The following is an 8,214-nucleotide window of genomic DNA, read 5'->3' as shown; positions in this document are numbered from 1 at the left end:
CAAACATTTTTTGACAGGCACAAAAATGGGGCCCCTGAGGGCCCCATTCTTGTGCAACCTAAACCGGCTTACTGGGCCAGTTTCTTGTGACGCACACGGTGCGGCTGTGCAGCGGCATCGCCCAGGCGCTTCTTGCGGTCGGCTTCGTACTCGGTGTAGTTGCCTTCGAAGAACACCACGCTCGAGTCGTCTTCGTACGCCAGGATGTGGGTGGCCACACGGTCCAGGAACCAACGGTCGTGGGAAATCACGATGGCGGCGCCCGGGAAGTCCAGCAGGGCTTCCTCCAGCGAACGCAGGGTTTCGACGTCGAGGTCGTTGGACGGTTCGTCGAGCAGCAGGACGTTGCCGCCCTCTTTCAGGGTCAGGGCCAGGTGCAGACGGCCACGCTCACCACCGGACAGGTCCTTGACGAACTTCTGCTGGTCGCCGCCCTTGAAGTTGAAGCGACCGACATAGGTACGCGACGGGATCTCGTAGTTGCCGATGCGGATCTGGTCGGAACCGTCGGACACCTGCTGGAACACGGTCTTGTTACCGTCCAGGTCTTCGCGGCTCTGGTCGACGCAGGCCAGTTGCACGGTTTCGCCGATCTCGATGCTGCCCGAGTCCGGCTGCTCCTTGCCCATCAGCATGCGGAACAGGGTCGATTTACCGGCACCGTTACCACCGATCACGCCGACGATGGCGCCTTTAGGCATGGCGAACGACAGGTTGTCGATCAGCACGCGGTCGCCGTAGCCCTTGGTGACGTTCTTGAACTCGATGACCTTGTCGCCCAGGCGCGGGCCGGCCGGGATGTAGATCTCGTTGGTCTCGGAACGCTTCTGGAACTCCTGCGACTGCATCTCTTCGAAGCGCTGCAGACGCGCCTTGGATTTGGACTGGCGGGCCTTGGCGCCTTTGCGCACCCACTCCAGTTCCTCTTTCATGGCTTTTTCGTGGGCGCTCTGCTGCTTGGATTCCTGTGCCAAGCGGTCCGACTTGGCCTCCAGCCAGCCCGAGTAGTTGCCTTCGTACGGGATACCGGCACCGCGGTCCAGTTCGAGGATCCAGCCGGCGACGTTGTCGAGGAAGTAACGGTCGTGGGTGATTGCCACCACGGTGCCGGGGAAGTCGTGCAGGAAGCGCTCCAGCCAGGCCACCGAGTCGGCGTCCAGGTGGTTGGTCGGTTCGTCCAGCAGCAGCATGTCGGGGGCCGACAGCAGCAGGCGGCACAGGGCCACGCGGCGCTTTTCACCACCGGACAGGTGCTCGATCTTCGCGTCCCAGGCCGGCAGGCGCAGGGCGTCGGCGGCGACGTCCAGCTGGCGCTCCAGGTTATGACCGTCGGCGGCCTGCAGGATGGCTTCGAGCTTGGCCTGTTCGGCGGCCAGCTTGTCGAAATCGGCATCCGGGTCGGCGTAGGCGGCGTAGACCTCGTCCAGGCGGGCCTGGGCGTCCTTGATCACGCTGACCGCTTCCTCGACCACTTCACGCACGGTCTTGGTCGGGTCCAGCTGCGGCTCCTGGGGCAGGTAGCCGACGTTGATGTCGGGCATCGGACGGGCTTCGCCGTCGAATTCCTTGTCGACGCCCGCCATGATACGCAGCAGCGTCGATTTACCCGCGCCGTTCAGGCCGAGCACGCCGATCTTGGCGCCCGGGAAGAACGACAGGGAAATATTCTTGAGAATTTCCCGCTTCGGCGGCACGACCTTGCTCAGCCGATGCATGGTGTAGACGTATTGAGCCAAAACCAAGCCCTCTATCAGATAGGTAAAGACATCGACGTACGCCCGAGGCGGTTGCCCGGGGGATGTGTTTACGGGGTGTCATTGAACAAAGTGGGCCATTCTACGCCAAGCGCAGGCTTTGCACAGAGTGGTCGCAGGTTGGCCGAGCCCTTGGGGCAGGAGTGACAGCGATGGCCTGTCAGGACCTCATCGCAGGCAAGCCCGCTGCCACAGGGTTCGCGCCGCCTTGAGGGGCTTCGACATACCTGTGGCAGCGGGCGGCCAGTAGGGTCTGGCAGGACTCAGACGTGCGACTGACGGGCCTTGCCACGCGGCAGGCGGCAACGGTCCGACTGCTCGGCCAGGCGTGCGGCCCAGGCCGACTTGACGCTGAAGCCGCCACTGCGTGCAGGCTTGTCGACGTGCTGGGTGGCCGGCTTGCTCACCGCCTTGGCGGGTGCGGCGGCAGGCTTGGCGAGCGGCTGCACGGCGACTTCGGCAACAGGCTCAGCGGCGGCCTTGGCCGCCTTGGCCGACTTGCGCAGCTCGGCCAGCGACGGCGTCTTGTTCAGGCTGGCAGCAGCCGCGTCCGGCTTGGCCAGCGAGCGCTGGCAGGTCTTGCAGGATACGTCCTCGGCCGCAGCAGTGCTGACCAGGGTCTGACTGCTGCGGCCACAGGCAGAATCAAGACCATTGGTGGAATAGTGGGTAACCAAAACCTTACTTCTCCGATGCGTTGACTATGAAGCGGCCGGCATTCTCGCACAGGATGCAGGGGCTTGCCGAACCGGCAAGACCGGCTGCGATCACACCCACTGGCACTTTGCCATGTTTGAAGGCATGCTAGGCGGCTTCACATTGGCGGCTTATAGTGCGCCCGGCGGCTTGCCTGGCCACGGCATGCGCCGTGCATGCGCCCTCCCTGCCGTCAGCCCAATCGCAGGACCAACGCTTGACCAATCTCACGCATCCGTCATCCCTGCGCCCCGCTGCTGCCAAGACCGGCACCCACCTGCGCGGCTCGCTGAAAGGGGCGCTGGCCCTGCTGGCGCTGGTGTTGCTGGGCCTGCTGCTATGGCAACTGTTCACCCAGTTCCGCCACACCCAGGCCGACCTTCGCCAGCAAAGCCTGACGACCAGCGCGGAACTGGCCGACCATCTGAGCCTGAACATGGCGCTCAAGGCACAACAGGCGCTGAACCTGGTCCAGCCCTACGTCAAAACTCCGGCGCCCGCCGCCCTGCCGACCCTGCTCGAAACCTTGCAGGCGCGCCTGCCTGCCCTGCAGCAGTTGGCCTGGCTGGGCAGCAATGGCCAGACCCTGGTCGACACCCAGGCCGGCAGTGACGATCGCCCACTGATCGACGAGCTCCTGCAACTCAACCAGGGGCGTGCCTTCTTCTATACCAACAGCCCTGACAACACACGGGTCTACCTGCTGCTGCGCCAGCCCGCCGAGCAGGACCGCGGCTACTGGCTGCTGCGCCTGAGCCCCGACTACTACAAGGAACTGGCCCAACACCTGGACGGCCCCGGCCACCCATTGTGGTTGCTGGAAAACAGCCGCAACGGCGAGGTGATCGAGCGTCACGGCCCGACCACCACCAGCGACGAGCCGCTGCAGAGCGTGATGCTGGCCTACATCGACAACAGCAGTTGGCAGCTGCGCGGCCTGTTCGACGCCGGCCTGGCCCGTGGCAAGTTGCTCCCGGCGCTGATCGGCAAATGCGTGCTGGTACTGTTCTGCGCCTTGCTGCCGGTGCTGGCGCTGATCAACATGCGCCGCCGCCAGCGCGCCTTGCAGGAAGACCGACGGCGCTATCAGGAAATCTTCGAGGGCACCGGCGTGGCCCTGTGCGTGCTCGACCTCTCCAGCCTGCCCGGCCAGCTCGACCGCTACCACTTGCGCAACCGCGCCGCGCTCAAGCAGAGCCTGGCCCTGGACCCGAACCTGCGCCGCTCGCTGCTGGCCGAACTGAAGATCACGGAAATCAACCAGGTCGCCCGCCAACTGCTCAACGTCGATAGCAATGAAGGCGCCTGGCAACGCCTGATCGATGGCAGCGGCGACGGTCGCGACAGCGTCGGCATGCAACTGATCGACGCGCTGATCGAGGAACGCAGCCAGCTCGAACTGGAAGTGCGCCTGCCGGCCCCGCTGGGCGGCGAACTGCACCTGTGGCTGATGGCGCGCCTGCCGCAGCAGCGCCGCGACCACCAGGCGGTGATCCTGAGCATCAGCGACATCACCAGCCGCAAGCAGGTGGAACTGTCGTTGCTCGAACGCGAGAGTTTCTGGTCGGACGTGGTCCGCACCGTGCCCGACCAGCTCTACGTGCAGGACGTGCACAGCCAACGGATGATTTTCAGCAACCGCCACCTCGGCCAGACCCTGGGCTACGACCGCGCGGAGCTGGCGCAGATGGGCGAGCGCTTCTGGGAGTTGCTGCTGCACCCCGAGGACGCCGAGCACTATCAAACGCTGCGCCGGCAACAACTGGACAGCAACCGTGAACAGTCACTGTACTGCCAGCTGCGCTTCCGTCACCGCGACGGCGGCTGGCGCTGCTATGAAATTCGCGAGCAAGTGCTGACCCGCGACAGCGACGGCCTGATCACCCGCATCATCGGGGTGGGCAAGGACGTCACCGTGCAGATCGAGGCCAGCGCGTCGCTGCGCGACAGCGAGCAGCGCTACCGCATGCTCGCCGAAAGCATCAGCGACGTGATCTTCTCCACCGACAGCCTGTTGCAGCTCAATTACGTCAGCCCGTCGGTGCAGGCGGTGCTCGGTTACCCGGCCGACTGGATCTTCGCCAACGGCTGGCAGTCGATCGTCGCCAACCCGGCCCAGCTCAGCGGCGTCTATGGCCTGATGGAGCGGGTCAGCAAGGCCCTCGGCGACAGCCAGCAACTGGCCCTGCTGCGCACCACCCTGCCCACGCAACTGTTCCTGTTCGACTGCCTGCGCGCCGACGGCCGCAAGATCCCCATCGAGCTGCGCCTGGTGCTGGTGTGGGACGAGCATGAGCACTTCGAGGGCGTACTCGGCGTGGGCCGCGACATCAGCCAGCAGCGCCGGGCCGAGAAGGACCTGCGCATGGCGGCGACGGTGTTCGAGCACTCCACCTCGGCGATTCTGATCACCGACCCGGCCGGCTACATCGTCCAGGCCAACGAGGCGTTCAGCCGGGTCAGCGGCTATGCGGTCGCCGAAGTGCTCGACCAACTGCCGGGCATGCTCACCGTCGAACACCAGCAGGACGCCCACCTGGGCTACGTGCTCAAACAGCTCAACCAGCGCGGCAGCTGGGAGGGCGAAGTGTTCCTCAAGCGCCGCAACGGCGAGCACTACCCGGCCTGGGTCGGCATCACCGCGGTACTCGACGACGAAGGCGACCTGGCCAGCTACGTGTGCTTCTTCACCGACATCAGCGAGCGCAAGGCCAGCGAACAGCGCATCCACCGCCTGGCCTATTACGACGCCCTCACCCACCTGCCCAACCGCACGCTGTTCCAGGACCGCCTGTACACCGCCCTGCAGCAGGCCGAACGGCAAAAGGCCTGGGTGGTGCTGATGTTCCTCGACCTCGACCGCTTCAAGCCGATCAACGACTCCCTCGGCCACGCCGCGGGCGATCGCATGCTCAAGGACATGGCCGAACGCCTGCTGGCTTGTGTCGACGACGACGACACCGTGGCGCGCATGGGCGGCGATGAGTTCACCCTGCTGCTGCAACCCAAGGCTACCCGCGAACTGGCGCTCAACCGCGCCATCCACGTCGCCGAGAACATCCTCGGCAGCCTGATCACCCCGTTCGTACTGGAGAACCGCGAGTTCTTCGTCACCGCCAGCATCGGCATCGCCCTCAGCCCTCAGGACGGCAGCGAGCTGAGCCAGCTGATGAAGAACGCCGACACCGCCATGTACCACGCCAAGGAGCGCGGCAAGAACAACTTCCAGTTCTACCAGGCGGACATGAACGCCAGCGCCCTGGAACGCCTGGAGCTGGAGAGCGACCTGCGCCACGCCCTGGAGCAGAACGAGTTCATCCTCTACTACCAGCCGCAGTTCAGCGGCGACGGCAAGCGCCTGACCGGCGCCGAGGCGCTGCTGCGCTGGCGCCACCCGACCCGCGGCCTGGTACCGCCGGGCGACTTCATCCCGGTGATCGAGGAGCTGGGGCTGGTGGTGGATGTCGGCGACTGGGTGCTGCGCGAGGCCAGCCGCCAGCTCAAGGCCTGGCACCTGGCCAAGGTGCGGGTACCGAAAGTGTCGGTGAACATCTCTGCCCGGCAGTTCTCCGATGGCCAGCTTGGCACGCGCATCGCCACCATCCTGGAAGAGACCGGCCTGCCGCCGGCATGCCTGGAGCTGGAACTGACCGAAAGCATCCTGATGCGTGAAGTCCACGAGGCCATGCAGATCCTCGACAGCCTGAAGAACCTTGGCCTGAGCATCGCGGTCGATGACTTCGGCACCGGCTACTCGTCGCTGAACTACCTCAAGCAGTTCCCCATCGACGTGCTGAAGATCGACCGCACCTTCGTCGACGGCCTGCCCGAGGGCGAGCAGGACGCGCAGATCGCCCGGGCGATCATCGCCATGGCCCACAGCCTCAACCTGGCGGTGATCGCCGAGGGTGTGGAAACCCACGAGCAACTGGAGTTCCTGCGCGAGCATGGCTGCGACGAGGTGCAGGGCTACCTGTTCGGCCGGCCGATGCCGGCCAACCAATTCGAGGCGCAGTTCAGCAACGAGACGTTGTTCATGTTCCAGTGAGCTACTGCAGGCTGGTGCGATCCATGTGGGAGCGGGTTTACCCGCGAAGCAGGCCACACGGTACATGGCACCGGCTTGGCCGGTGTTCGCGGGTAAACCCGCTCCCACAGGTACGTCGTCGCGACAGAAATGCGCATCTGAAAACGGACCCAAGAGTCAACTCTCATCTCCGCCCAGCCCAGACAGGGCGCGGCCTGCAACATGAGCCCCATTGGTCCGCGACTTGATGCCACTTCATATGCCAGGCGCGAATCAATCGGTTAGAATGCCCCCCCAATCCAGCCCGATCCTTGAGGACCGCCATGTTCAGCCGTGATTTGACCATTGCCAAGTACGACGCCGAGCTCTTCGAAGCCATGCAGCAAGAAGCCCTGCGCCAGGAAGAGCATATCGAGCTGATCGCTTCGGAAAACTACACTAGCCCCGCCGTCATGGAAGCCCAGGGTTCGGTACTGACCAACAAGTACGCCGAAGGCTACCCGGGCAAGCGCTACTACGGTGGTTGCGAGTACGTCGACGTTGTCGAGCAACTGGCCATCGACCGCGCCAAAGAGCTGTTCGGCGCCGACTACGCCAACGTCCAGCCGCACGCCGGCTCGCAGGCCAACGCCGCCGTCTACCTGGCGCTGCTGTCGGCCGGTGACACCATCCTGGGCATGAGCCTGGCCCACGGCGGCCACCTGACCCACGGTGCTTCGGTAAGCTCGTCGGGCAAGCTGTACAACGCCATCCAGTACGGCATCGACGGCAACGGCCTGATCGACTACGACGAAGTCGAGCGCCTGGCGGTCGAGCACAAGCCGAAGATGATCGTTGCCGGCTTCTCGGCTTACTCGCAAGTACTGGACTTCGCCCGCTTCCGCGAAATCGCCGACAAGGTCGGTGCCTACCTGTTCGTCGACATGGCTCACGTTGCCGGCCTGGTTGCCGCTGGCGTGTACCCGAACCCGGTGCCGTTCGCCGACGTGGTCACCACCACCACCCACAAGACCCTGCGCGGTCCACGTGGCGGCCTGATCCTGGCCCGTGCCAACGCCGACATCGAGAAGAAGCTGAACTCCGCCGTCTTCCCGGGCGCCCAGGGCGGCCCGCTGGAGCACGTCATCGCCGCCAAGGCCATCTGCTTCAAGGAAGCCCTGCAACCTGAGTTCAAGGCTTACCAGCAGCAAGTGGTGAAGAACGCCCAGGCCATGGCTTCGGTGTTCATCGAGCGCGGTTTCGACGTGGTTTCCGGCGGCACCCAGAACCACCTGTTCCTGCTGTCGCTGATCAAGCAGGAAATCTCCGGTAAGGACGCCGACGCCGCCCTGGGCAAGGCCTTCATCACCGTCAACAAGAACTCGGTGCCGAACGACCCACGTTCCCCGTTCGTCACCTCGGGCCTGCGTTTCGGCACCCCAGCCGTGACCACCCGTGGTTTCAAAGAGGCCGAGTGCAAAGAGCTGGCCGGCTGGATCTGCGACATCCTGGCAGACCTGAACAACGAAGCGGTGATCGATGCCGTGCGTGAGAAGGTCAAGGCCATCTGCAAGAAGCTGCCGGTGTACGGCAACTGATTGGCAGACGCCTGATGTGAAAAAGCCCGGCTATGTGCCGGGCTTTTTTGTGGGTGTATGCCATCACCGAACAGGCACGACCTCTGGGACAAGGCGGATTTCCACGCGCTGGCCCAAGGCTCTTGCCGCACTGGCGAGCATCGCCAGGGCTTAAACGAGG

Annotated in this window: 4 protein-coding genes and 1 pseudogene; 2 read left to right on the top strand and 3 right to left on the bottom strand. The window is 64.6% G+C overall.

Annotated features, from left to right (window positions below; translation table 11 throughout):
- Positions 1-68: 68 nt before the first annotated feature.
- Positions 69-1,736, bottom strand: a complete 1,668-nt coding sequence (gene ettA, locus DM373_RS27915) for an energy-dependent translational throttle protein EttA (RefSeq protein WP_110996559.1) — start codon at positions 1,734-1,736, stop codon at positions 69-71.
- A 281-nt stretch (positions 1,737-2,017) separates the two neighbouring features.
- Positions 2,018-2,431: a hypothetical protein gene (locus tag DM373_RS27910; protein WP_110996558.1), complete on the bottom strand. Its 414-nt coding sequence runs from the start codon at positions 2,429-2,431 to the stop codon at positions 2,018-2,020.
- A gap of 236 nt (positions 2,432-2,667) precedes the next feature.
- Between DM373_RS27910 and DM373_RS27905 the strand changes: the two genes are divergently transcribed.
- On the top strand, positions 2,668-6,498 hold the full coding sequence (locus DM373_RS27905) for a sensor domain-containing protein (RefSeq protein ID WP_110996557.1): 3,831 nt from the start codon (positions 2,668-2,670) through the stop codon (positions 6,496-6,498).
- 302 nt (positions 6,499-6,800) lie between these two features.
- On the top strand, positions 6,801-8,054 hold the full coding sequence (glyA, locus tag DM373_RS27895; protein WP_110996555.1) for a serine hydroxymethyltransferase: 1,254 nt from the start codon (positions 6,801-6,803) through the stop codon (positions 8,052-8,054).
- A 63-nt stretch (positions 8,055-8,117) separates the two neighbouring features.
- Here glyA and DM373_RS27890 read toward each other — a convergent pair.
- A pseudogene (locus tag DM373_RS27890) lies at positions 8,118-8,201 on the bottom strand (Fis family transcriptional regulator); the annotation flags it as partial.
- Positions 8,202-8,214 lie beyond the last annotated feature (13 nt).

Source organism: Pseudomonas sichuanensis (assembly GCF_003231305.1).
GTDB classification, from domain to species: domain Bacteria; phylum Pseudomonadota; class Gammaproteobacteria; order Pseudomonadales; family Pseudomonadaceae; genus Aquipseudomonas; species Aquipseudomonas sichuanensis.
This window is presented reverse-complemented; position numbering and strand designations above follow the sequence as displayed.